18 protein-coding genes and 1 CRISPR repeat array are annotated in these 26,249 nt (G+C 43.3%); of the genes, 5 read left to right on the forward strand and 13 right to left on the reverse strand.

Annotated elements, in window-relative coordinates:
• Positions 1 to 9: 9 nt before the first annotated feature.
• From MA03_RS02800 to MA03_RS02840, 9 genes are read right to left on the reverse strand one after another with little or no spacing between them, the layout of a single operon-like run.
• On the reverse strand, positions 10 to 1,779 hold the full coding sequence (locus MA03_RS02800) for a hypothetical protein (protein ID WP_052883817.1): 1,770 nt from the start codon (positions 1,777 to 1,779) through the stop codon (positions 10 to 12).
• Between the two features lie 2 nt (positions 1,780 to 1,781).
• The gene (locus MA03_RS02805) at positions 1,782 to 2,150 is read right to left on the reverse strand and encodes a hypothetical protein (RefSeq protein ID WP_052883818.1); all 369 of its coding nucleotides are present in this window, start codon (positions 2,148 to 2,150) and stop codon (positions 1,782 to 1,784) included.
• A complete protein-coding gene (locus MA03_RS02810) occupies positions 2,143 to 2,910 on the reverse strand; it encodes an RAMP superfamily CRISPR-associated protein (RefSeq protein WP_052883819.1) in 768 nt (255 codons plus the stop codon). The genes MA03_RS02805 and MA03_RS02810 overlap by 8 nt, the downstream gene beginning before the upstream one ends.
• A complete protein-coding gene (locus MA03_RS02815) occupies positions 2,907 to 3,728 on the reverse strand; it encodes an RAMP superfamily CRISPR-associated protein (protein ID WP_052883820.1) in 822 nt (273 codons plus the stop codon). Before MA03_RS02815 ends, MA03_RS02810 begins: the two co-directional genes overlap by 4 nt.
• 5 nt (positions 3,729 to 3,733) lie before the next feature.
• Positions 3,734 to 4,507 carry an RAMP superfamily CRISPR-associated protein gene (locus MA03_RS02820; protein WP_052883821.1) on the reverse strand — a complete coding sequence of 258 codons (774 nt, stop codon included), beginning with the start codon at positions 4,505 to 4,507 and terminating at the stop codon, positions 3,734 to 3,736.
• A 4-nt stretch (positions 4,508 to 4,511) separates the two neighbouring features.
• The gene (locus MA03_RS02825; protein ID WP_052883822.1) at positions 4,512 to 4,907 is read right to left on the reverse strand and encodes a hypothetical protein; all 396 of its coding nucleotides are present in this window, start codon (positions 4,905 to 4,907) and stop codon (positions 4,512 to 4,514) included.
• Positions 4,907 to 5,935: a hypothetical protein gene (locus tag MA03_RS02830; protein WP_191118701.1), complete on the reverse strand. Its 1,029-nt coding sequence runs from the start codon at positions 5,933 to 5,935 to the stop codon at positions 4,907 to 4,909. Before MA03_RS02830 ends, MA03_RS02825 begins: the two co-directional genes overlap by 1 nt.
• Positions 5,925 to 6,524: an RAMP superfamily CRISPR-associated protein gene (locus MA03_RS02835; RefSeq protein WP_052883824.1), complete on the reverse strand. Its 600-nt coding sequence runs from the start codon at positions 6,522 to 6,524 to the stop codon at positions 5,925 to 5,927. Before MA03_RS02835 ends, MA03_RS02830 begins: the two co-directional genes overlap by 11 nt.
• A complete protein-coding gene (locus MA03_RS02840; protein ID WP_052883825.1) occupies positions 6,525 to 8,654 on the reverse strand; it encodes a Cas10/Cmr2 second palm domain-containing protein in 2,130 nt (709 codons plus the stop codon). It lies immediately after the preceding gene.
• A gap of 171 nt (positions 8,655 to 8,825) precedes the next feature.
• Between MA03_RS02840 and csx1 the strand changes: the two genes are divergently transcribed.
• From csx1 to MA03_RS02860, 4 genes are all read left to right on the forward strand, one after another.
• Positions 8,826 to 10,211, forward strand: coding sequence for a CRISPR-associated CARF protein Csx1 (csx1, locus tag MA03_RS02845; protein WP_052883826.1), 1,386 nt, complete (start codon positions 8,826 to 8,828; stop codon positions 10,209 to 10,211).
• 610 nt (positions 10,212 to 10,821) lie between these two features.
• Positions 10,822 to 12,630, forward strand: coding sequence for a hypothetical protein (locus MA03_RS02850; RefSeq protein WP_219731648.1), 1,809 nt, complete (start codon positions 10,822 to 10,824; stop codon positions 12,628 to 12,630).
• A gap of 194 nt (positions 12,631 to 12,824) precedes the next feature.
• Entirely contained in the window at positions 12,825 to 13,055 is a 231-nt protein-coding gene (gene vapB / locus MA03_RS02855; protein ID WP_052883828.1) for a type II toxin-antitoxin system VapB family antitoxin, read from the forward strand.
• Positions 13,042 to 13,440 carry a type II toxin-antitoxin system VapC family toxin gene (locus tag MA03_RS02860; protein ID WP_052883829.1) on the forward strand — a complete coding sequence of 133 codons (399 nt, stop codon included), beginning with the start codon at positions 13,042 to 13,044 and terminating at the stop codon, positions 13,438 to 13,440. Before vapB ends, MA03_RS02860 begins: the two co-directional genes overlap by 14 nt.
• 185 nt (positions 13,441 to 13,625) lie before the next feature.
• Positions 13,626 to 22,332: direct repeats of the CRISPR family, unit length 25 nt; unit sequence CTTTCAATTCATTCCTTTCTGATAC.
• A gap of 261 nt (positions 22,333 to 22,593) precedes the next feature.
• Here MA03_RS02860 and cas1 read toward each other — a convergent pair.
• Positions 22,594 to 23,616: a CRISPR-associated endonuclease Cas1 gene (gene cas1 / locus MA03_RS02865; RefSeq protein ID WP_052883830.1), complete on the reverse strand. Its 1,023-nt coding sequence runs from the start codon at positions 23,614 to 23,616 to the stop codon at positions 22,594 to 22,596.
• Positions 23,613 to 24,548 (reverse strand): type I-A CRISPR-associated protein Cas4/Csa1, encoded by a 936-nt coding sequence (gene cas4a, locus MA03_RS02870; RefSeq protein WP_052883831.1) that lies wholly within the window; start codon positions 24,546 to 24,548, stop codon positions 23,613 to 23,615. Before cas4a ends, cas1 begins: the two co-directional genes overlap by 4 nt.
• A 57-nt stretch (positions 24,549 to 24,605) precedes the next feature.
• On the opposite strand from cas4a, the gene cas4 reads away from it, so the two are divergent.
• Entirely contained in the window at positions 24,606 to 25,217 is a 612-nt protein-coding gene (cas4, locus tag MA03_RS02875) for a CRISPR-associated protein Cas4 (protein ID WP_052883832.1), read from the forward strand.
• On the opposite strand, the gene cas2 is transcribed toward cas4, so the two are convergent.
• Together cas2 and MA03_RS02885 are read right to left on the reverse strand one after the other, a co-directional pair.
• Positions 25,184 to 25,474 carry a CRISPR-associated endonuclease Cas2 gene (cas2, locus tag MA03_RS02880; RefSeq protein ID WP_191118703.1) on the reverse strand — a complete coding sequence of 97 codons (291 nt, stop codon included), beginning with the start codon at positions 25,472 to 25,474 and terminating at the stop codon, positions 25,184 to 25,186. The two genes, cas4 and cas2, sit on opposite strands and share 34 nt — an antisense overlap.
• Before the next feature lie 6 nt (positions 25,475 to 25,480).
• Positions 25,481 to 26,236, reverse strand: a complete 756-nt coding sequence (locus tag MA03_RS02885; RefSeq protein ID WP_191118704.1) for an HD domain-containing protein — start codon at positions 26,234 to 26,236, stop codon at positions 25,481 to 25,483.
• Between the last annotated feature and the right edge of the window lie 13 nt (positions 26,237 to 26,249).

Here is a 26,249-nt window from a genome sequence, read left to right on the forward strand (position 1 = left end):
GCATTAGTCCTACGTAGAAATCATCTGATTTTCAAGCATAAAAAACTCGGGTATATATATGTATATCCTTTTCATGATTTTATTTATTTCACTTGCAAACGGCATTGGCTCTCCAGCAATTTCATGCATAGCAGATCGTACTTTCCCGATTTTCTCAATAAGGGAGTTCATATGTGCCTGAATGTCTTCTGCATCTTGTAATAGCTTTTTAAGTTTTTCAAGAACACCTCCTTCCTCATATTCAGCTAGAGATTCAATTAATTTACCAAGATATGATATATGAGGCTGAGAAATCTCTGTCAAGACAGGAATTTCTCTTTCTATCACATTATTTAGGTTATTGAATAGAATATAACAGCGTTCTAAGAAGTATTTAAATTTTTCATCTAGTAATCTGTCGTCAACTCTAGTAGGAGGTGTCAGCAGGACTCCATGAGTTGCGAAGGAACTATTTCTAAGATAATTTATATTTATTTCAATTTTCCTCCCTTTAATGTATTCAAGCTCGGTTATATTATAAAATTTACCTCTCTCTTCAGGTTTAATTTCCTCCTCCTTTACTTTTAATTTTTTATTACAAAAATTCTTTAGCTCATTAAGCTTTTTTAGATCATAAATTTTGAATAAAAGCTCATGGTAGTCCACTTTTTCACTTGGAGGAAGGATTGATAGGCCTAGGATCGAACAGTTTATAATGTCATTTACTTGAGTTATCATATTAACAAAATTATAAAAGAACGAGAAAATGTCCAAGATATTTACTCTTATTAAATAGCAAAGCAGACCTACTGCAAAGTAGAGATATGATATTGCAATAATATTTGCATACATTATATTTGTTATATTATAATTTCTAGTAAAATGAATTGTCAGTTTCCCCTCAGGAGGGAGCATGCCAGTTTCTCCACTGAGTTTGTCATACCCCTTCAAAAGATCTTCTAACTTCTCAAACGAGACCTCTATCCCAGTTATCATACCGGCGTAGTGCTCATAAATATCACAAATTAGGTCAAGCATCTTCTTTAATTTGAAGATTTTCTCATTAGGATCTATGTAATAAGCGAAATTCAACCGTGGGATCAAGAACTTCCTTATTAAGCTGTTTACTGTGTCCAATTGCCCATTTCTATATCCACAATAGGCATAAACTATTAATTGATTCATAACTAATGAGTTTATTATTCTATAAAAATGATCAATGAATTTTCCTGTATCTGCATCAGCATTAAAGAAACGCAGTGCAATCTCCTGCGCAAGATTAACCAGCGATCTCACAACAGCGCCGTTGTCCGGAGGTCTCGGCACTAAATGCCTTATTTGATGTTCCGTATCTATACAGAAATATGAAATATTTGATAATAAGTGTTCCTTTGAAAGGTTTTCCTCCAGAATCCTCAGCTCATCCTCATTTTCTACTGTAATGGAAAGCTTATCGAGCAGGAATATACGGAAAGCAGATTCTAAGAGGAGGTTCTTCTTTGGAGATCTCTCTAGGAAGGATTTAAACTCATAATCTACTAGGCCCAGGAAACTGGCAACATCCTCACTTGAGGGAGAAAGAAGTAGAACTCCTAGGGATCCTACCTCTCTTAAATTCTCCGTTGACATCTTCTCATTTTTTAGCTCCCCCTTCCCTTTATTGTTAAAGCTTAGTCTATACAATCCCCCCCGATCCATTAGAAAGAGCTTTCCATCTAGTCCCAGATCATTAAACTCATATTCACGCAGGCTTTTTCCTCTTGAAAAAAGGGGTGAGACCAGAAATAAGTCCGGGATCAACTCTATCCCCTTATGAGATCAATCAAGTGATGCATCTCTTCCTTTTTCCTCAGCTGGAAGTAAAGACCGCATATCGATCTTAGATCCCTCATTTCTGTCAATATGTCAAGAATTCTAGATGAGATCCTTCTTGCATCCCTCTCTGATAATGAGAATGGAAGTCTCTTACTGGAGAACTTCAGCGCAATTTCACTTATTATTCCTTCGATGAACACATCCCTGCTCTCGGCCGGATTGTACCCTCTCCTCAGGATGTATTCGTACCTTCTGACAAGCCTGAATCCCAGATCATACAAATCCCGCCAGCTTTTTATCTGCTCAAAAGCTCTCTCCATTTTTATAAAATTGATGAGATCCTCGCACCTAACCACCGCCGAACACCTCCTCAAATCTTCCTTTTAGCTCCTGTAGGACATTACTAGCTTGCCTCATGATCTCATTCGTGATGTCCCTCTCATTTCCGAGGGCATCCACAGATAACACTCCTATACTGAGGATTCTTACCTTTCCTAACCCTCTTGGTTTTCCGAATCCAAGAAGAAATACTTTAGAGCCATTAGGATTATACCCCATCGCTAGGATTAGTTTTGCTGTTTCTATTTCTAGCGGGTTCAGAACAATGATATCCGCCTTCAAAGATGTCCCCTGAGGAATACATTCAAGGTAATACTGCTCTTTCTCTTCTCGAAACTCAATGTCATTTCTGTAAAGCTTTATTTTTCCTGATTCCCGTGCCTTAGGCTGCCAGCTTGGACCAATCCCTACTATTTGCGGTTCAACAGAGCCTTCTGGGAATGAGTCCGAGAATAGAGCTTTGGACATATAACCAGGGAAGCCAAAGAGGTTTGAAGTAGAGGATATATCTCCAGTAAGCGCCAGATAATAGTGAGAAATCGCTCCTTTCAGAGTGGATCCAGGAATAATAAGTTTTCCTTCTGATCTAGCATTTAGCAACAGAGGAAGATCCTTGTGAAGCTGGATCTCCCCACTTCCAACATGAACTGGGGATTCTGTCTTCAGAGATACGTGTATTTTGTGAGCTCTACTAAGAGATGAGTGAGGAATGTAGTTTCTCGTCGATCTCCTCCTTAAACCATCCACCTTAATGAACTTGTAAGTTTTGGAGCTCATTTGCCCAGCCCCCTTATCAAGGGCTCCAAGCATTTCTCAACATCCGACCACTTCAGCTTAGCCCTTAAAATAGGAGGCTTTGTTTCCATATCTCCGGTCAGTTCGCACTCGGAAATGGAATCTGAGATTGAGATCTTGTTCTCTGATTTCCTCAGGGAGATCCTTACTTTTTTCCCATAATTCGGGAGGGAGAACGAAAGGGAAAGACTGTCCATCTCGGACGGCCACACTATGTCAGCTGAGATATCTAACAGATTTATGGATACATGTCCATATCCCCTGCTCTTTGATCTCCCCAATCTGGCCACTCCGATATCCGCCTGCTTGATCACAGGGGAGAGAAGGGAGAGGAACGACAGGGGGATATTCCTAAACGAAATATTAGATGAAAAGCTAACTCCGGGTTTCACGTATTCCTGAGTGAAGGGTCCGTGCTCAACCGCCATCGTTGTTGAATTTATCTTTATATGATCCCTCATCCCCACTGCATCGTCCCTGTCGGTATAAGCATCACTGAAGATAAGCCTGGAGCCATAGGCTTCGACTCTAGTCGTCCCGAAGAGATCCTCTACCAGTTTAATGTAATCTTTTATATTAAGCGCTGATAGAGTTCTCTCAATGCCGGATCTGAAGAAGCCCTTCAAGGTCGATCCTGGTATAACCGGCCTTCCAATGGAATCTCTGAGGAGTGGTATATCCGGAGCAAGTGGATCCACTGGGCTCTTGCCAGCTCCTATTGTGAGAGGAGTTTTCGTTTTTATCTCACATTTTACACTTCCTGAGATAACAATAGCCTCAAATCCGTGAACTTCCTGCATTCATATCACCTCCTGGGAACTATATCCCCAAGATTTACCTCTCTAATGTTTCCATTAAGCAGATCGCTCACATCTGCTACTCTGATTTTCATCAGCTTTATCCTAGCTCTTCCATATCCCCTGCTTTTCCATCCTCCAATGAACTCCTCCAGACCTTTATTCAGCATTGTAAGCAGCAACATGAATGCATTATTGGCATCCGAGAATAGGGGATCGCCAAGCTCATCGTATATTATGGTAAATCTGTATTTTGTTGGATCTCCCGCACGCTCCTTTATTGCCTCCACTTTTGTAAGCATCTTTTTCTCAGCTGCATCTCTTTTCCTGTCCAGCGAAACATGAGTCCTCTTTAGAGTACCAACTAAGCTAACTGGCTCAGCATCAGTGAATTTTATCAGCGATGAAAATGAGATGTTCCTTCCAGAATACCCGAACACCTTGTCTAGTACGCATAAATCCTCTAGCTTACTTGCATCCATCCTTTTCTCGGAGATGCTATCGATGCATGGTTTTAACTCCACCTTAATCCCATCGACCTCCACAGAAGAGCCTCCAGCTATCCTGTAAGCAAGGAGAAGACGGGAAAGATAGGACCTGAAGAAGCCCTTCAAGGTCGATCCTGGTATAACCGGCCTTCCAATGGAGTCCCTCAGAACTGGAAGGTCTATTGGAGACTCTGGATCTCTACCAGCACCCACTCTCAGCGGTTCAAGAAGCTCGATCTCACAATCTGCCCATATCCTTCTTTTTATTGTCAACAGACCTCTAGCTCCGCTCATTTTATCACCCCAATAGGTCACTGAGACCCTTTCTGTAGGCATTAAATAGGTATATGCAGGATTTCAGAATGTACTGTGCCAATTTCAGTCTCTCTTTGCTGCTTTCGGCGCTATTCTTTATTTCCGTCAGGAGATTTTTAACGAAAATATACAGATCATCCCCTTGAGAGGCATTTCTGGCCAAATAAACTATTCTCAGCCCAAACAGATCCCAGTTATCCTTCTCTGCGCAGTCTATTGCCACCTCAAGCATATTTCTGAGATTTGTCATAGTGATCTCCGACTCCTCTTCCTCCTCTTCTGAGGGTATATGCACCCTCCTGAAGAGACTCTTGGCTATTTCAACTGCCCTCTTTTGAAGGGCAGCATCATCCTCGGAGGAACTAATTCCGCCTGACATCACATCTCACCTCCCAAACTCAAAAGGGAATCAAAATGGAAGGGATTATCAAAAAAGACCATATCAAGACCATGAAATCTCCTCAAAGCACTTTGAGGGGGAGTTAGCTCTATCTGGATTATCCTCTCTGGATCCAGATTCCCCCTTGGATATACCAGAACGCTTCCTGGTCCCATCATTTTCTTATAAATGTAGAACTTACCGTTGAACCATGTTTTAAAATCAGATATTCTTATTTTTTCATATATTGGATTTCCTAGTTCGAGGAGCTTTTCACGAGAGGTGAAGGTCATTATATCGACCGTGAGAAACTCATGCTCCGACTTCAATCCCTTCAACCTTCCTTTCCTGTACTCATCAAAGCTCATAGACTCATCCACTTTAACTCTTGTAAGTCCGAATCCCTTTTTTGTAAAAGCACCTATTCTAACCTCGATTTCCTTTTTCAACTCTTCATGAAGGGAGCTATCGAGAAAAGCCAGTGCATGGAACTTGGATCCCGGTCTTATGACCTCCTGTGTGAACAGAAGACCGTATTTCTCACCCCTATCTTCTATAGAAGCGTGCGTCCTTCTTTCATAGCTTAGTGCAACTTGAGTGATGATCTCCTTGCTTGGAGGCTCGAATCTTCCCTCTTGATTTATGAAAATTGTCCCGACTTTCTTGTTTAAACCCTTCATCTTATCCAGTAAGCTTGGCCCCTCCTTCATTGCCTTAGCGAAAAGAAGGGCCAAGGAAAGGTAAGTATCATCCTCTTTTCTTGACAATGTTGTGAGCGGAAGAGGAGGAGATCCACATAGCTTAAATGGCCTATCGCTGGGGAATGCATGACTAATCCACATGTTAAGATCCTCTATTCTACCATTCACACCCCTCCTTCTGAAGAAATCAGATGCTATTGCGCCGGAAAGAGTTGATGACGGGACATACGGAGGACTGGAATAATGAGCTCCCTTACTGTACTTATCTCTTATGATGAGAGGTTCTATCGCCTCAAGGCACAGCACATCCACCCAATCAAAACTCACTTATGCTCACCTCCTCAACACTTCCATAACCTAAACAAGTCCATCCACCAATCCCCCACCCCTTAAGAGCATTTAGAGCTTTTGTCAGAAGATCCACTTCTCTCTCATTGAGTTCTTCGTTAGATTTTATCAGAAAGGTAACCTTGAACCCAGATGATATCACCTGAGAGAAAAGAAGAGATCCTCTCTCGACAGTTCCTAGCTCTCTATCCAGCTTTGTTCTGGGCCTCAGCTCGATCAGCTTCTCAAGCTTGTCGCTGATATCACAATTTATAATTTCAAAACTTAGCTTTCCCTCCTTAGAGACAGGCGAGGCCACCTCTCTACTTTCACCAAAGCACCTGTCAGCAACGTCAGTGCCGAAGAGATCCTCATAAGCTTGCCTGAGCTCAGGTTTGTTCTGCACTACTATGCACGCTATCTGCCTGAGGGCTCCTTTAAATTGGGCCGGGGATATCGGATAGGCAACTATTCTGTCTCCTACCTTCTTCTCATAGACCATTACCCTGTAATCCTCCTTTCTAATCTCACCGGATGGTTGAACTGTTCTTATTCCCCTTAATTTGACCTCAACTCTCAGATTTCTCATCTACTCACCCTCACAAAATGATCTTCCTATTTCACTGAGCTTTTTTCTCAAGTCAATGCTTCCGAGCTCATTCTCCACTCTATCCTCCACTATATTCAGTATTGAGCAGAGAGTGTACAGGGATCTCCAGACCTCGGCTGATCCCTTCTTGGTTAGTTCGCTGAATATCCTTCTAAGACGGCCGTATAATTCCCTGTCCTCTTCCCACCTCGAATCCATACCTCTTGCTATATCACTTAGCCATCTCAGAAGCGCCATCTCATGATATAGCCTTGATCTTCCTCCTGAAGGAAGGAGATCCTCAAGGACCTCCTTAAAATCAGAGGATCTAATGGCATTATCTCCAGAGACAGCAATTCTGAGCGATTTAAGAACAGGGGATTCATCCTCCGTTCCTATCCATAGAAGAGATCTCCACAGGCCATCATAGTCAACACTCTCTATTTTGAATTTATTTATGGATTCCCATGATGCACCTGATTTCGCATATAGAATTGAGGCTTGCACTGTGAATTCATCTCTCGGGGCCTTTTTCGCTATCTCTTTTGTATATCTCAGCATTGCGCGAGAGGCATCATATAAATACACACCTGGTACCTTGGTTCTTCCTGCAGTTATGCCCATGCTAATACCCATTTTCTCCTCTTCGGGGATTATTTTGAGCTCCTTTGCGGTAAAGAAGACCCTTTTAGCTCTCTCAGCTAGACCCCTGATGAATCCAACAACGTGTTCTGCCCTTAAAATGAGCACCATGTCATCGCCAGCCACATAAAAGGGTGTTATGGGGAGGAAGAAGTTGTACTGCCTTGGCCCAGCGGACTCTCTCATTCTTAAGTTTAGGAATTTTTCCTCAACTTCTAGGGAGTTCCTTGCTCCGCTCACTAATCCCTCCTCCATGAGAGTACTGAAGAGAATGGATAAGGAGAGAAAGTCCTCAATGGACTTGGAATTGCCCTTTAAGGCGCCAAAGCCATCCCCATCTGCAGTTATCATAGCAATAAGTGCATTAGAGGACTCGGAGTAATCATAATTCTCCAGTCCCGTCACAAATCTGGCTTCAAAGCCGGCAGAAACGGCATTTCGCACTTTTTCAAATATCTCATAGGATGATGCCATCTTAACCGCATTCAGGACATCTTTGTTCCATCCTTTTTCTTCTCCATTTAGAATATCTGTAAAAATAAGCCCATATGAGGCTAAAATTAGGCAGCTCTGGCATATTTTGCCACCATACCTCTCCACGATGTTTTCTTTTAGCCTCCTCACTTTCGTCTCATCAACAGCAAAAGAACGCAACAGTTTGTCCACAGAGGATTCATTCAGGCTTGAATCGGCTCTGCAACCCCTACATATATCCTTAGGATCGAGCTCAATCGGATCACCAGATCCAAGATTGATCGCTCTAGTTGAGGCCAAGGCTAGTCGATACGATGATCCAGCACGGTTCATTATATCTTTGACTTTCAGCATTGGAGCGCTTGAGCCGTTTCCCTTTAAGACTATAGCATTAGCAATAGGTATTCTCTTGAGGTGTTCAATGATCTCTCCTTCCATTTTCCCTGATAAAGATGGATGTGAGATAAACACAAGCTCTCCAGCCTCTTTTGTCAGTATGAACTCCTCTCCTAGTTTGTCAGCTACATAAATCGAAGCATATCTGGGCAATACATCGACAAGAAGGCTTGCACCTCTCATTTCCCTGAAGGCACCATTTCTCTTCACTATTTCCTGTATAGAGCCAACTTCAAGGACCTGTATTGTCACCTTCCAGTCTCCTCTCTGCATCAAGCCAAGGATCTCCTTAGCTCTCTCATAGTAAGATGAGACATCCACTTTTATTTGTTCAGCAAGTTTGCTGAATCCCTCTCTTTCAGCAACAGCTTTTAAAGAGGAGAGCCTTACCTTGATCCAATCGCTACTTTCCGGATCGCTGGAGAGAGCCAGTGCCAGCAACGGAGGATGAACCCTCAATCTCACTAGATTCCCAAATATCTCCTTCCCCTTTAATTTTCCCCTAAGAATCTCTTTAAGAATTTCATTTATCTTTTCATAAAGGGGATTCAGCCCCCAAACGCTATAAACAGATAGAAGATCCTCTTCAATTTCGTGCCTGGCCGGGCCTTCGGACATCCTTCATTAAAACTTTGTTTTTTATTATAAACATTTCGGTATTTAATTTTTTAACTCTACAAGAGACAAGATAACATTGCAGATATAAAAATTATTTTTGTCTCTAATAAATAGAATTCATTATTTTCACATAAACCTTTTTATTAAAGTTTGCTTCCATCTCTTGGTATCATGGGGGAATCCAAGAGCGAGAGATGTTTAGCTGTAACAACATGGGGAAATCCTCGTGGCTGGTGGTACTCAAGATACGTTTATGAGGAATTAGGCCAGAAATTCGACAAATACGGCTTTTCCACGCTGAACTTGTTGATGGAGGTTGAAAGACCTGATATTGTTCTTCTGCTGGCATTGGACACGCTTTCCAGCCTAAAGGAAAGGGTTTACAACAGCATTAAAAAGGAGGTGGAGGATTACATCAGGTCTCATTTATGCGTTGAGAATGAGATTGCGATAGAGATCCTGCCGGGCATTCTTTCCTCTAAAAAAAAGGCTTTCAAAGCCGACTTGGGGGATTATGAGTTGCTTGCACTAAATAAGATCTTTCATGAGGGTCTTAAGCTTGGAGGCAATAAGTTACGGATAGCACTGGACATAACACATGGAGTCAACTATATGCCTGTGTTGACTTATTCTGCTGCCCTGGAGGCAGCTTCCATGCTTGCAGTGACAATATCTAGAGAGGTAGACCTTCGCATTTACCAAGCAGATCCAGTATACCTTGAAGAAGAACTAAGAAGAGAGCTTTCTAGGCAGAAGGATGATCCTTGTAAGCCCAATGGCAGAGCTGAACCACCTGAGCTACGGTACAACCTCTTGCGCAGGAGGAAAGTTTCGCCTTGGGAGTTGACAAGATATCTAAGCTACAGCGAAAATAATGCCAGCAAGCTTTTGACAGATCCTCGAGATTGTTCTATAGAGGATTCAGAGATCCTCTACAAAAAAGTCCTACCGTTGCTGGGGGCATTCAGGATTGGGGCCTTGCCCGAGCTCTGCATTCTGGCTAAGAGCTTAGATCCCAGCTTCCTGAGGAACATCATCAATGAAGCATTGCAGTGCTGGAATTCAAAGAGAGTCGTCACAGAGGGGAATGTTCTAGAACTAGTGAGCAATACCAGACTTTCTGAGGGATTTAGAGCGTTGTTGCATGCCTTAGCACTAGTTACTGGCGTCATGCGTAACCTGGAAAGTGAGTCAGCATGCAGTGAAGCAAGAGAATGCACAACCACGCTTGAGGAGATTAAGAAGCTGAGGCGCCTCTTAAATGGCTCAAAAGTGATTGAAACCCTTGTTAACAGAGAAATATCTAAGTTAGAACATATAAAACAAAAGATATGCCCTGATGACTGGACACTCTACTCAGAGTATAAATCAAATGGAGGAGATATCTCACGCTCGGGAAATGGGAAATTTACCAGAGATTTCATAGCTCATGCAGGCTTTCATAACGAAGTTCTTCTGCTGAGGAAATCCTCCTCAGAAAAAGATCTTGAGATAAAGATAGATGAGGGACAATTGGACAAAGTCCTAAAAATCCTGAGAAAACAAGTCCTCATATAGCTTCTGCCGGAGAGAATCCTTTACTCTTGCAGTGTTCCCAATGACAGCTGCTGTAGTCTCCTCTGGATCTCTCCTCTCCTGTTGTGACTGAGTTCATGCAGTGGCTTGTCTTAAGAGGCATTAATGTCAGAAGAGTTTACCTCCTAGCTACAGACGAGGATATCCTCCAAGAGCAAGGCTTATAGAAATAGTGGTCTCAGAGGATACCCATTTTCGTTTATACTTTTTATTATCTCATCTCCTGTTATATGACCCGAACGAAGTGAGGGCGAGAAGCGAAGCGACAAAGCGTTCCGCCCAAAAAGCCGCTGTTAAACAATACTGTTTTTAATCCCATATTTCTCACACAACCTTTTTGTTCTTTCTTCAAGTTCCTTTTGATATTCTTTCGTAGGTTGAAAGAATACTCTGAATGAGCTTTTATATTTTGGAATAAGTGTAGGATAGTGTTCTTCCAAAAATTTGTAATAAAGGGTCTTGCAATCTGCTGGACCCTTTCCGAATAAAGTTAATGCACCAGCAAAAACAAAATTCGCTCCTTAATCCTTTGCTATTTTTATCATTAGATTTAAAAAAGAAGTTTGAAGGTAAGACAACATGCGCTAAGAGTGTGAGAAAGTTGAGGTTTCAATACCTGATATTAATACTCCTCATTTTAGCATCCTTCGCTACCTCACCTGCTCAGGCCTGCCAGGACGTCCATGTGCTCCGAGTGCTCTTCCTCTTCTACAATACCACCCTGCAGTCGGTCTCACCAGGATCGACGAACAAGGTCATCGAGAGGTTAAATTATTTTAAAACATTTTTTAAAGAAAATACACATAATGCTCTAACCTTAACCTACCAATATATTATAGTTAACAGGACTATTTTGAGGGAGGAGATGGCCAGCGCTGTGATTGAGGGACAGGTGAGGTACTGGGTGGAACCACGCACCGTTGCGAGGGATCTAGCCTTTAAGCAATCTTCCTATGATGTTATAATTGTATATTATGGAATAAGGTGGCCTTTCGTTGCTCACGGTGGCGTTTCATATGGTGCTAAAGGCTTTTTTGGGGAATCTGGTTTTATTTCCATACCCATAGCCCCAGATGAAGAGCCTATCTCCGATAGATATGCTGACTTCCTGATAGAAGTAGCAGTTCACGAGTTCTTACATATCTTGGATGATATGTACGAAATTACAGGGGATTCATCCTTTTATAATCCGGATGAGATGACCAAGTGGACCAGTTACACGAAGCCCTACGACTACTACAGATGGATTCTCCAGACATGGCCTGTCGAAAAATGGTTCATCCTCCAGTTTGGGTATAACGCCAAGGAATGCGATGGGAAAATTTATGTAGATGTCACTCTCAAAAGTAATAATCCTTTAGCAAAAATTAACATAGATGGCTTCCTGTTTTCAACTCCCAACTCAACTTGGCTGAGCTTAGGACCTCACAGTCTATTTGTTGAGCCTACTTCAGTTCATGTTCAAAATCTCACGCGCACTGAGTACTTCTTCTCAAACTGGGTTTTGAACTCTCAAAGTATAGCCCAGAATTCTATCACAATAATTGTAGATAAACCTCTGGCCATTGTTGCTAACTTTGAGCTCAGAAGGGAGCATCGTGTAGTCGTTATGACTAGATATTCACGGCCTATTGATGCCTGGATTCAGGAGAACTCAACAATAACTTTAAGTGAGCCTTCAGAGAGAGTTGAAAATGACACTAAGTATGTGTTCGCTGGATGGTTTTCCGACGGGAAAATATATTCAGATGAGCAAACTATTCTATTAAAAGTCAGGGAGCCTATTCGATTGGAATCCCGTTGGAAGAAGTTCTTTCACGTGAAAATAAAGTCTGATAGTGTTCCATTAAAAATTAACGATGAATGGACCTCAATATTTGATGAATGGCTGCCTTCTATGACCTCCATTAAGTTTTATGCTCCTGAGCTCTGGGATGCTGGAAATGGCACTCGACTGGTATTCAAGGGCTGGAGCGATCATGTGCTAACGCCCACCAGGCAGGTCAATTTGTCGGGGCCCATAGAGATAACCGCGCTCTATGAGACAGAATACGAGGTTTCTGCCTCCTCTCCTTATGGAGAAACCTCAGGTAGCGGATGGTACAAGAAAAATGAAACAGTGTTGATCTCAGTAAAACCAACTGAGGTGAACCTTGGAGCAAAGCATGTCTTCGATCACTGGGAGGATGAGAAAGGAGAGATTGTCTCCAGGGAACCAGAAGTTAGGATCAAGGTAGATAGGCCGGTGAAGCTGACAGCCGTCTGGAGGACAGAGGTAGATTATACATTGCCTCTACTCGTAGCTGGATTGATATTCATTTTTCTAATTTATGTAATATTAAAGAAAATGACCTTGAAGAGAAAAACCGAAGGAGAAGGAATTCCACTATTGCTGATCTGATATTGCATCAGGAAAGCCTAAGAAAGCTTTCAATGACCTTTATGCCATGAAGATGAGTTCTGAGATCCTCTGCTGATGCTTAAAGGCTGCATGCCTCATAAAAGCAATGAAAGAGGAATTAAAATCTGATCTCAGGATCTACGCCATTGGAATTCATCTTGGTAAACTTTTTAAGTATATCAGGGTGAAGCAGAATGTCTGAGGTTGTGAGCTTCAAGATCCCCAGGCACATAAAGGAGAAGATGAGGAGGTATGCAGATCGCGTGAACTGGACTGAGGAGCTCGGAAGATTTGTTAAAAGCAGAGTTGAGGAGCTGGAGAGGGAGGAAAATATCAAGGAGGTTGTCAAAATCCTTATGAATACAAAGGAGGTTCCAAGCGGCTTTTCTGAGGCATCAGTGGTGGAGGATCGTGATAGTAGTTGATGCCACTGTTATAACTGCTTTCATCCTGAGGGAGCCTGAGTGGGAAAAGTATGCAGACATCATAAAGAACTGCTGCACTGTTGATCATGTCGCTAAGGAGGTCTCAAATGCCATCTGGAAATCCTTTAGGAGAGATTTTATTTCGGAGGAGGATGCAAAAGCGAAGTTTCAAGCCATGAGAAAGCTCATTGATGTGAACGTAATCCTCTACAATGAGCTGGAGGTGCTCGATAAAGCATTTGAGGTATCGATAAAGGAAGGGATCACCGTGTACGACGCGCTCTACATAGCCCTCTCAATGAAATTAGGTGGAAAACTGGCAACTCTGGACAAAAGGCAGAAAAGCGTTGCTGAGAATCTGGGGATAGAGACATTAGTAGGCTAAGGAACAGCATTTTTTTCCTGAAGGATCTAAATCCACTTTACCTCATGAAAGATTTTAATAGCTGCTAGCTTCATTTCATTAAATATTTTAAAAAGACTACTTCTTTCCTATCTCGCATGATAGTTATTCCTGCCTTTCTGATACCAACCATACACGGTGACACAAAGCTTTACAGATTCAAGCACCTTTCAATTCATTCCTTTCTGATACATAAGGGATATAGACTAGGAAACCATATTTTCTTTGTGAACTTTCAATTCATTCCTTTCTGATACCCGTGTAGTCGCGATTGTTGAACTCGCTCTTATCCTCCTCTTTCAATTCATTCCTTTCTGATACGTTCAGTCTGGCAAAATTTTCTGTTTTCACGACCTCGGCTTTCAATTCATTCCTTTCTGATACACAACTGTCGAACTATATAGACGCCCCGGAAAACTATATCTTTCAATTCATTCCTTTCTGATACGTGCTACATCAGGTGCTTCAATCCGCTACTACGTGGAAACCTTTCAATTCATTCCTTTCTGATACACGCTACCATTATTATGACGGCTACGCTTATAATGACTTTCAATTCATTCCTTTCTGATACCTCCGACAACGTGTTGTCGGGAACAGTGCCGGGCGGACCTTTCAATTCATTCCTTTCTGATACTATACAAACGGCTCGACGCTGCAATCTATTTGTTTGATACCTTTCAATTCATTCCTTTCTGATACGGGGGCCTTCGTGTTGTTGTTGATGCGTATCGGTTGAACTTTCAATTCATTCCTTTCTGATACGGTTCTATGCTCCATTCGCTACTCCGATCCCGAGCTTTCAATTCATTCCTTTCTGATACTACTTCTCCCTCCACTCGATGTCAAGCCCCTTATTCTTCCTCTTTCAATTCATTCCTTTCTGATACAAGAGCAACCGAAAAGAGTACGAATTTTGGACAAAGGACTTTCAATTCATTCCTTTCTGATACAAGCTCCTTACCGGATCCTCCCTAGGATACGAGAAAACGCTTTCAATTCATTCCTTTCTGATACCTAAAGCCTCAAGCCCGTTGACGACCTCTTCACCGCCGACTTTCAATTCATTCCTTTCTGATACTAGACTTTTCATACAATTCTAACATGCACATGTCACCGCCTTTCAATTCATTCCTTTCTGATACACTAAGAAACCCATCCGGGTCTTTAATGCCATGAACTCTCTTTCAATTCATTCCTTTCTGATACACGCCACCTGTGGGGAGCTGTGGCTGCCGCGACCGTGGGCTTTCAATTCATTCCTTTCTGATACACTTAACGCTTAAACTGTTGTTGAAAACTCGATAGAATAACTTTCAATTCATTCCTTTCTGATACCTTACCCTTAATCGTAGGTAAGTTTGGAAAACCCATATCCTTTCAATTCATTCCTTTCTGATACTTTAACGCTATATAGTCTTCTAGAGAACATACATAGCTCATGCTTTCAATTCATTCCTTTCTGATACGAGGTCGTAGCTCCACTGAATGTTCCCCAATGTATCTTTTCTTTCAATTCATTCCTTTCTGATACATGACAGATCTGTAGCCTCCACCCCCCCACGTCTCACTTTCAATTCATTCCTTTCTGATACGATATATGCAAAAATGTATATAGTATACAAAAAACTTTCAATTCATTCTTTTCTGATACTTTAACAGGGGCAAAGCCACTGCCCCGCGAACAAATAGACTTTCAATTCATTCCTTTCTGATACAACGGCTATGAAATTGCAATAACGGTAAACCCAAATCTTTCAATTCATTCCTTTCTGATACACGCATCATCAGTGCAATACGAAAATACGTGAATGCTTTCAATTCATTCCTTTCTGATACAAACCCCCACTGTCTCTCTCCTGTTGAGCTACAACTATCTTTCAATTCATTCCTTTCTGATACAGCTACGGGTAGGGCTCGCGTGGGCTATTGCTATGCACCTTTCAATTCATTCCTTTCTGATACAACGCTAACGCCTTCAACGTAAACTGTTTGCCTGACCTTTCAATTCATTCCTTTCTGATACCAATCAGGGTATATCAATGTATACTGGTTGGGGTGAAGACTTTCAATTCATTCCTTTCTGATACGGTTCACCTACAAATATATCAGTTAACGTTAACTTTCAATTCATTCCTTTCTGATACATACCCAAACCGCACTGTATATGTAGCTATAGTTGACCCCTTTCAATTCATTCCTTTCTGATACCTGCGACGTCCCAAAGTGGACTGGAGAAGCGTTATCCGCTTTCAATTCATTCCTTTCTGATACGCATACAATAACCTGATAAAAATGCAAGCGATAGCTTTCAATTCATTCCTTTCTGATACCCAGTTACCCCGGCACTCCTACTCTTCCTCCCCTTCAGCTCTTTCAATTCATTCCTTTCTGATACCTGAGCGGCGAGGCTTCGCTTCAGCCACAGCCGTTCTATGCTTTCAATTCATTCCTTTCTGATACCTCCGACAACGTGTTGTCGGGAACAGTGCCGGGCGGACCTTTCAATTCATTCCTTTCTGATACTATACAAACGGCTCGACGCTGCAATCTATTTGTTTGATACCTTTCAATTCATTCCTTTCTGATACGAGGTGACGTGGATGACCGAGCCGGGACGGGTTGTCACTTTCAATTCATTCCTTTCTGATACAACCCCCACGCTAACAAAATTGCCAGACCGGAATCCCCCTTTCAATTCATTCCTTTCTGATACGAGCAAGAACGTGCACGTGCTACTCTGCGTAGGCTAGCTCTTTCAATTCATTCCTTTCTGATACTGGACGGTCTAGGACGCGTGTGGGGATTCAATAGACGTCTTTCAATTCATTCCTTTCTGATACATAAGTGTCCGATTTGCGGAAAGGAATACAAAGAGTACAAGATTCTAGCTTTCAATTCATTCCTTTCTGATACTGGTAGCTTTAGCATTAAGAAACAAGAACCAATTACAAGAATTAACTTTCAATTCATTCCTTTCTGATACTAATCGATTTGACAGGATGCAAGCCGTTATCGCGTGCTTTCAATTCATTCCTTTCTGATACAAGGACAAGATTCCATTGGTGAAATGGGAGGAATAACAGCTTTCAATTCATTCCTTTCTGATACCAAGTACGTATCGCAGCACAAGAAGAAGCGAGACGTCTACTTTCAATTCATTCCTTTCTGATACTCGTAAATACTGCAAGTCAGCTTGCTGGGAAGCTCAGCTTTCAATTCATTCCTTTCTGATACATCCAGGCAAGCCTTGAGTTTGCGACAGAGCGAGATTTCTTTCAATTCATTCCTTTCTGATACTGGAAGCTCGTGGATTTCGTAAGCCTAGACCACGGACTCTTTCAATTCATTCCTTTCTGATACACTTCTAGGGGCTTGACTGTCTCGTGTTCCACAGCTGCTTTCAATTCATTCCTTTCTGATACGCAAACGTGGCGGCAGATTGTGCCGCCAACACTCTCCTGTTCTTTCAATTCATTCCTTTCTGATACCTTTATTTGTAGCTCTGTTTCTGTCATGTTTGTTCACTTTCAATTCATTCCTTTCTGATACATTTTCCAAGCTATTTTCTGTATGTTTTTTTGGTTCATCTCTTTCAATTCATTCCTTTCTGATACGAATAGATGTGGCGATGAAGTATTCAGGAAAACGAGCTTTCAATTCATTCCTTTCTGATACTTAGTAATCATGCCCTGTCCTTCATATTTGATTTTTTTACTTTCAATTCATTCCTTTCTGATACTGCGACGTTGCCATACGTGCTTATGTCCAGGTTTTCCGCTTTCAATTCATTCCTTTCTGATACGCGTCGTGATGTCCTTGATTCAAAAGTTCTTCTCTAATGCTTTCAATTCATTCCTTTCTGATACTTATTAGTGTACGTATAGCTATGAATGTGCCTCCGTATGACTTTCAATTCATTCCTTTCTGATACAAGGGGTTTTTCTCTAGCCCGGGTTTTTCCTCTATCTCTTTCAATTCATTCCTTTCTGATACTGAGAGTCGGGCAAGCGGGAAAAACCCTGCAGGTGGATTCTTTCAATTCATTCCTTTCTGATACCAGCCGTCGACGCCCAGGCTTCCGTTGCCGGCCGAGCCTACTTTCAATTCATTCCTTTCTGATACCTGTTGCGGGGCTTCAAGCACCCTGTTGCCTACAACCCTTTCAATTCATTCCTTTCTGATACTTCTTGAAAATGGCGTATCCTCACCGCTTAAATTCCACTTTCAATTCATTCCTTTCTGATACACAACCGGCACCTGTGAAGGGGTGATACTAGTCATCTTTCAATTCATTCCTTTCTGATACATGTAGATGATGTAGAGTATTAGGCTTAGCGTGACGGCTTTCAATTCATTCCTTTCTGATACAGCGTAAGCATTTCGTTTGAAAACACCATTGTCATAGACCTTTCAATTCATTCCTTTCTGATACAGGAGGGAGGGCGACTTCGCGTTTTACAAGTATAACTTTCAATTCATTCCTTTCTGATACTACGTTTGAAGAAACGTCTCGAAAGGCCCGAAGACATCACTTTCAATTCATTCCTTTCTGATACAAAAAGGTCCCGCGGGACCTAGCGGGACCTAAAGCCAAGCTTTCAATTCATTCCTTTCTGATACGTACTTACAATGGCTTAGGAAATTAAAGTATCTCTTTCAATTCATTCCTTTCTGATACCAACGCCTCCTGCTTGCTCTCTGCTGTGAGGGCCGATGCTTTCAATTCATTCCTTTCTGATACCCCACGACCACACTGTTCAACACCTTCTCAACCGCTTTCAATTCATTCCTTTCTGATACTTATTCGGTTTTTTCTCCGGGCTTGACGTCCTGGTGTGACCTTTCAATTCATTCCTTTCTGATACTCGGGACTTCAACGAACTCAAAGCACTCCTCTCTCCTCTCTTTCAATTCATTCCTTTCTGATACAGACGTTCTCCGCATTCCTGGAAAGGCTAAGTGTAATTACTTTCAATTCATTCCTTTCTGATACATGTCAAGTGGTTCAACGAGCCACGAGTCCCCAGCATGCCCTTTCAATTCATTCCTTTCTGATACCCCACTGGCTAGCTGTGGTGAGGGGTTGCTCGAGTTGCTCTTTCAATTCATTCCTTTCTGATACCCTGGGTAGGGGGTTTTTATGGCGCGTGTCATAGTTGTACTTTCAATTCATTCCTTTCTGATACACTATAGGCTGTACGTGCACCAGATTACCTGAGCTGTCTTTCAATTCATTCCTTTCTGATACAGGAGGGTGGGGAGGAGGGGGAGGAATCAAGTGATGAGCGCTTTCAATTCATTCCTTTCTGATACAAGCTTCTTAGTTCTCACATCCACAACTTGGCTAGCCACTTTCAATTCATTCCTTTCTGATACCGGAGCTATGGGTGAAGATGGCTAGCAGGGATGACGCCCCCTTTCAATTCATTCCTTTCTGATACAGCATTTTTATTGCATTTTTTATTTCTTTTTTCATCTCTTTCAATTCATTCCTTTCTGATACAATAAAAAACGCGGGCTGGCCTTTGGGCATGTACTTTCAATTCATTCCTTTCTGATACATATATACCAGGTGGCTACGAGTGGGGTGAACGCTTTCAATTCATTCCTTTCTGATACAGAATCTGTTCAAGTTCCTGTCGTGATTTCACAAATCTCAACTTTCAATTCATTCCTTTCTGATACTGAAGACCGAGAGGTGACCAGGAGTGGACTTCAGCTTTCAATTCATTCCTTTCTGATACGCATAGAGCGTGTTGCCCGCAGAGTCCAGGAACGTGGCCTTTCAATTCATTCCTTTCTGATACGTACACCACAGCTGTGATTACAACCTCTCTTTCAACTCGTCTTTCAATTCATTCCTTTCTGATACCTTTTTCAGTCACATACACCATTACAGTAATATTGCAGGCTTTCAATTCATTCCTTTCTGATACCCCGCGTCATACCCGAGAAGACGGTTATGTTTGCGGATCTTTCAATTCATTCCTTTCTGATACCCATACTCGGCCGGCGGCATCCGTTACCTCGCGCTCCTTTCAATTCATTCCTTTCTGATACGTCCGTGACCAGGCTCCCAGGAAGCCACTCGTCCCCTTTCAATTCATTCCTTTCTGATACGTAAGAATGGTATGAACATTACTATTTCGGCCCAGACATCTTTCAATTCATTCCTTTCTGATACATATAGCTAAGGGAAAAAACTATATAGCTAGCAAAATCTCTTTCAATTCATTCCTTTCTGATACATAATCGAGGCTTTCGCAAACCAGGGTCTTGACAGACTTTCAATTCATTCCTTTCTGATACACCTACTATACCCTCGTATGACAGTTCTGTCACACCAGTACTTTCAATTCATTCCTTTCTGATACTAGTATGCTACCTTCTTTTGCGACATCAGTAGGACTTTCAATTCATTCCTTTCTGATACCGGAGTTTTTCCCGCTTGCCAGACTCCCACTCCCTCATCTTTCAATTCATTCCTTTCTGATACACGGGCATTTAAAATCAGGAGTCGGGGGGTCATCCATCCCTTTCAATTCATTCCTTTCTGATACAAGCCCTAACCGCCGTAATAGCTTTATAATTGCTAACACCTTTCAATTCATTCCTTTCTGATACGTGGTGGTTGTGGTTGTGTGGTTGATACTTGTATATCATACTTTCAATTCATTCCTTTCTGATACTATAATCAGATGCTTTACGTATTATTACAACTCTTTCACTTTCAATTCATTCCTTTCTGATACCTCTCAATTCATCTGTGCTCTTGAATTCAATACCGCAAAATCTTTCAATTCATTCCTTTCTGATACGCCTTTTGTAGGAGCTTGGAAAAAAGCAGTGTAATGATCTTTCAATTCATTCCTTTCTGATACTCTCGTGTTTTCGACGCGTGCCGGTGTCGGGTTCGGCTTTCAATTCATTCCTTTCTGATACATGTAAACAGGGACATTGATGCGACATGCTCAGAGCTCTTTCAATTCATTCCTTTCTGATACCGCCGAAGAGCCTGACTGGGAGGATGTATTTAACCACACGCTTTCAATTCATTCCTTTCTGATACCTGTGTTGTGAAACTCGTAAGGAAACCCGTGTCAGTATTCTTTCAATTCATTCCTTTCTGATACACAGGTGTGCCCAAGGGGATTAGTACCTGTCTAGGGTGTCACCTTTCAATTCATTCCTTTCTGATACTAGGGCTCCACGGGGCTACGTGTTCAAGAGCGCGACAGGCTTTCAATTCATTCCTTTCTGATACCGCATACTACTCGCTAGCTTCAACGCCTTCTCGGTTACCTTTCAATTCATTCCTTTCTGATACCCGAGGAAGTTGTCTTCAAAGTCGTCTTCAAGGTAGACTTCTTTCAATTCATTCCTTTCTGATACGGTCGAGTCGGGCCTGGCAGACCGGACACGGCTGATAATAATCTTTCAATTCATTCCTTTCTGATACTAATTTTATTTTTTGTTCTTGTAGCGTTTCTCTCCTTTACTTTCAATTCATTCCTTTCTGATACAGGCAATACAGGTCGCGTCGCAAGTGCTGGGACTTGACCTTTCAATTCATTCCTTTCTGATACAAGGACGCCGTGAACGTCCTCCAGAGCCTTCTATCAGGCTTTCAATTCATTCCTTTCTGATACAGTGTTGAGCCGGGGGGTGACAGAACTGTCACACTTGACTTTCAATTCATTCCTTTCTGATACAGGGAAGCATTTTCACGGTCATCCCCTCCGGGCTCGGTGCTTTCAATTCATTCCTTTCTGATACTTATATTGTTGTTAGGGTCATATATATCAAGGTTATATGCATACTTTCAATTCATTCCTTTCTGATACACCTTAACCTTGTTACTTGACAACTCAAATCACCTTTTCTTTCAATTCATTCCTTTCTGATACGGAGGGAAGGGCTGTCGAGACAATCTACACTTATGCTACTAGCTTTCAATTCATTCCTTTCTGATACATACGTATTTCCGCCTCGGCTTGGCGAAGTCTGCTTTCCGCAACTTTCAATTCATTCCTTTCTGATACCCTTGTAAAAATTATGATCACAGCTGTGGAACACGCTTTCAATTCATTCCTTTCTGATACGTAATACCTCATAATGAGTTTATAATGAAACTTCATTATCTTTCAATTCATTCCTTTCTGATACGTGATGTTTGCAGGAGTCCCTGCACTCGTGGTGGCGGCTTTCAATTCATTCCTTTCTGATACAATAAGAACGTGCACTTCATAGTGCCGTTCCGACGCGAGGGCTTTCAATTCATTCCTTTCTGATACTAGCTAGATGTCAACATTTGAGTGGGATGCTGTCACATCCTTTCAATTCATTCCTTTCTGATACCCAAATCGGCTTTCCGAGACCTTTGCCAGTCAGAATAGTCTTTCAATTCATTCCTTTCTGATACAGAGACTAAGTGAAGCTGTAGGCAAAACATTCCAGTGGACTTTCAATTCATTCCTTTCTGATACCCACACAGTGCTGTGTTTAAGATTCCTAGCGTTACTGTACCTTTCAATTCATTCCTTTCTGATACCCAATCCAAAAGCCAATATGTTGAACCCCTAATCTCCTGTCTTTCAATTCATTCCTTTCTGATACCTGGAGGGTGAAACACCGGGAATCACGACAGACCCGTCTTTCAATTCATTCCTTTCTGATACACACGTGGTGGAGCACGTGGGGTATCATCCAGTTGATGCCCTTTCAATTCATTCCTTTCTGATACGTAACCCTCCGTCGTACTCCTGAACATAGTCACGAACTCTTTCAATTCATTCCTTTCTGATACCCGACGTCGACAGGATTTTCGTGATGAACGATGCTGAATGCTTTCAATTCATTCCTTTCTGATACCGCTTCTTGTTTTTTGTATTGTGGGGGTTGTATTTATTATTTGTTTAAATGTATGTGGTATTTTTTCCAGGTTTTTTCTATGTTTTTTGATAATGATTCTGTTTTATTTGATATAGACTTGTGATTATGTATGGGTAGAAAAGCCCAGGTGGAAAGCCGGGTTTGTGTTTTTTCCTCCCGGGTTTTGCGATCTATAGGAGAGGAAGTGTCTACGGGCTTGCTTTTTTAGGGATTATTTTCCTCTCACACAGTATCTCAGTGTTACCATTTAGCCTTGAAGGGCATGTAGGGGGCGTTGTCGCGGAGTGCTCGGGCTAGCTTCCTAGCCTGTATGAGGATGAGGTTTGGAATGGGTGGCTTGGTGGTTCGCGCGTACTCGGCTATGTGTCTCCAAACTTCGCGGGCTGCCTTGTCCTTGGCCTCGCCAGCCTCGTGAGTTAAAGGCTCAAGCCTGGAGGGGTCTGAGCGGGCGAGCCTGATTAGGGGCCTGTCGACGGCTATTGGCCTGAATTCTTCCATGAGGTCGAGTACTAGGCTCATTCTACCTGGTCTCCGGGCGTGCAGGAAGCCGAAGTAGGGGTTGAGGCCTACAGCGAAGACTGCTTTCCAGGTCTCGCGTAGTAGGTAGGTGTAGCCGATGTTTAGAGCTATGTTGAAGGGGTCTAGCTTTACGCCGGGCTTGATGTCCCAACGTTTGAGTCTTTTCTTAAAGCCGACCTGTTTAGGTAGCAGGTTGGCTATGGCCTCCCAGTAGGCTTGTGCAGCGACTGCCTCGACTACGCGTGCTTTTTTCCAGGAGTCGGTTCCGGGTAGTTGGGACTCGGCTTTCTCGATAGTCTTTAGCTTGCGCTGTAGCTCTGTTGTGTCTCTGCCTGATATTGCCTCGCTTTTCAGGTAGCTCTTTATAACTGTCTTCTGGTTGTGTATTTTAGCACCGACGAAGCTTTTTGCGAGCTCTGTCCTCCTCTTCTCGCTTCGGGCTTGTTTGACCTGCTTGAGCCAGAGCTCTAATGATCCTCCATAAGTGGCGGGTACTAGGCGTGCCGTGGGCTCCCAGCCTGGCATAAAGTTTATGTCTATGCCGTGCTCGGCCGCCAGCCTTATGGCTCCCCCGGTTATCGTGACGCCCTCAACGGCAAGGACGATTGCCGTGATGTTTGCTACGGGGTACCTTGCCATGACTTTCCACTGGTTTTCCTCTCTCACACGGATCTCGAACTCTCCCCCTCTGGCGGCAAGCATGGCGCCGTGCTTGTCCAGTAGTATCATCCGCCCAAGGCTCATTCGCCTCCCCTGCAATAATGAATGTAGGGGCACTCTGAGGGACAGTTGGAGGATACGCCGGGGTCTTCATCGTAGAGTATGAGTTCTAGGAGCTTGTCGCGTCTTTCAACGAACTCAGACCTCAGCGCGTCTCCTAGGGCTATAATCCTGGGTCTCACGTAGAGCCTGCGTTTCGGGGGGTCCACCTCGACATACATGAGTAATCCACGGTCGATCGGGATCTCGTACTCGCTTTCAAAAGCTAGGGCGTATCCAACCAGGGCGAGCTCGAATTCCCTCCTCGGGTGCCTGGTTTTTAACTCTAGGATGAGTCCAGGCGGGATGAGTGCGTCTATGCGGAGTGCCCTGCTAAGACCTATCTTCTCGCCGTTTAAAGGGTATTCCGTCAGGAGGGGGACCGTGGCTGCGACGAGACCGTCTATCTCGAGGAATCTCGACCTGCTTAGTTGCCTCTCGAGCGAGGAGGCGTACGTGGAGAAGCCCTCGTTTATTATCCTGTCGACGAGCCATGTCCTCTCTTCTTCGGGGACGAGGCTGTGCTTCGCATTGAACTCTGCCTTTAATTTCTCTTTTAAGGTTGAAGCGGTATTGGCTAGTTCCTGGATTGAGGCGTCCAGCCCGTGGTTGTAAATGCTTCTCTTCACCTCTACGATCGTCCTGGTCCAGGTTTCATGTATTAGCCTTCCTCGCTGGAGCAGATAGTTATCTCTCGGCTGAACCCTTTTTACGTAGCGGAGGTAGACGTCTCGGCCACGGTCACAGAATCCACCTGTTATGTCTGATACGCCGAGGAGTGGGCCTCCAGGCGGGGCTACAACTCCTTGACCATAAGACCAGCCTCTCAGTTCCTCGCTTACTTCCACAGGGGGCATTCGCCTGAAATCCCTGTATAGTGAGTTGATATCCTCTATGATGGGGAATAGCCCCGGCACACTATGAAAAGCGATGATTTAATAATTAACTTTTGTCTTATTTTTTTAAATACGTTTATGGAGGAGTGGACTTTAACCGTCAACGATCTGAAACACTTCGCATACTGCGAGGCCATAGTATACATAACCCATGGGATAGGGGTCAGGGAGCGGGAGACCGAGTATATGGCTTACGGCGGAGAGGTTGAAAAGGAGGAGTTCCTCCAACAATTATTAAAAAAATACAGTGTAGCTAGAATACATAGGGGTGTCACGCTCTCCTCACGTGAACTGCAGCTAACAGGCACTCCTGACGCAGTCCTAGAGACGAGAATGGGCGAGCTCATACCGGTCGAAGTCAAATGGGCTGAGCCCCCAAGGGCGTCTCGGGTAAAGAAGGATCACCTTGTCCAGCTTATAGCCTACGCCATTCTTATCGAGAAGTCTTGGCCCTCAAGGAAGAGCTCGGTCAAAAGGGGTTTGGTGTACTACCTTAGGCCTAAGCCCAGGTTCATTGAGGTCTATATCTCTAGCGAGGACAAGAAAAGCGTAATACAGATGGTTAAACGTGCAGTGAAGGTGGCTCTCGGCGAGGTGGAACCCCTCACCAGGAGAGACTGTTCAAGCTGTAATTACAGGGCCTACTGTCCCTTCGCTTACACGAGGAACTCTTCCTCCTCCTCGATATAGTATCCCTTTGAGAGGACAATCCTGTTCTCGTACGATGCTTGAGAAAACACGTAGATCTGGATGTCATAGCCTTCATTCTCACGTGTTATCCTCCTGAGCCCGGCCTCTGTATCTGAGAGGACGGCCGGGTTGTAAGGCGAGACGAAGACACTCTTCTGTACCCGCACATAGCCAGTCTTCTTGAGGAAGTTTGAGACCTTGAACCTGAGGCGATTGTCCTTTATGTCGTACACGACAAGTATGACTTGATCCGTCAAAACAACTCACGTTGAGGGGGCCTGGCACTTTCCACCGTATAGCTCGACAAACACTTTCATAGACTCGGAGAAAACAGACAGGGAACCTCCACCCCTTGCCCTGGCGGAGCAATAGTCAGCTGCGACAAGTCCCTGAAGTAGCAGGAGGAAGATCTTCCTGTGTATGGGCTTACCCGTTTCCCAGACTGCAACCGTTAGCTGGTCAAAAATCTGGCCTGCCATCTGGGCTATCTGACCCGCGCTGACCTCGGTGCCGGGCAACACACTGACTAGATGGTTTTGGAATAATTCCTCGTCTATTCCAAGGCGCGTGGACAGGAGCCCCTTTAACGAGTATGTAAAGGCTTCCACGTCGAGCTTTGAGACGTGGAGTGATGCAAGGTTCCTCTTAAACACCTCTAGCCTTCTCTTGAGATCCATTGGATGATGGTGTAGTAGAACAGACAGGGAAATTAGTTCTCCCAACTTGTTCTCGATGAGCTCCTCTCTCGGAATGCCAAAAACGTCAGGGACACGTGGGTTGTAGAGGAGGGATTTATACGCTATCCATCCTGAGATAAGCTCGTGTCCCGGGAATGATAGCTCTCTTCCAGAATGTAGATCCCCGGCTCTGGCTATGTTAAAAGGTGTTTTCCCGAAATCATGTAAGACAATTGCTATTTTAAGGGCGTTATGAAAGCTAGGCGTCAGGGAAGACCCGAACACGGCAAGTTTAGATCCTTCGGGAAAGGTTTCAAGTGCGAGTTCCACGTGTTCACGCATTGTCTGATAATAG

It is taken from the genome of Thermofilum uzonense (assembly GCF_000993805.1).
Lineage (GTDB): Archaea > Thermoproteota > Thermoprotei > Thermofilales > Thermofilaceae > Thermofilum > Thermofilum uzonense.